Source organism: Terrabacter sp. 2RAF25, from assembly GCF_052115265.1.
Taxonomy (GTDB): Bacteria; Actinomycetota; Actinomycetes; order Actinomycetales; family Dermatophilaceae; genus Terrabacter.
In genome coordinates this window covers 1-494 of sequence record NZ_JBFRGJ010000041.1, presented here as the reverse complement: position 1 = coordinate 494, position 494 = coordinate 1, and the positions used below count along the sequence as shown (strand labels likewise).

Below are 494 nucleotides of genomic sequence, written 5' to 3'. Positions count from 1 at the left end.
CGTATGTTGCATCTTGGCCCGATGATCCGTGCCATAGACCGGGAGATCCCCATGCAGCGTCAGGCTGAAGGGCAGTCCGCTCAGGATATGGGCCAATGCCCCCAAGTGTGCAGCATTGGCACAGGAATGAATATGCAGATGCGATATCCCGTTTTCCTGCGCATCTTGGGCCAACATCGCGGCCGAGGACAGCAGCCCCATCAACTGCGCGCGCCTGGCAAGTGATGTCTCGCGCAGGCCGAGCACATAGGAAACGGCCTTCAGCGCTCGCCCGGGCCGGCGCCCGAGCCATGCCAGCGCCTTGGCCGGCGCTGGAAACAGATAGGTCGTGCGTGCCGTCATCCTTGCCGCAAAAGCATGAGGGCAGGCTCCCGGCGCCGGACGGCGCGTCGAGTACAGCCGCACGGAAACGCCCATGGCTTCGATCGCGTCGATTTCCCGGCAGAAGAAAGCATGAGTCTGGTTCGGAAATTCCGGAACAAGGTAACCAAGGC

1 pseudogene is annotated in these 494 nt (G+C 62.1%); it reads right to left on the bottom strand.

The annotated features are described in order from the left end of the window. Positions 1-494 (bottom strand): annotated as a pseudogene (locus AB4091_RS21860) (hypothetical protein); the annotation flags it as partial.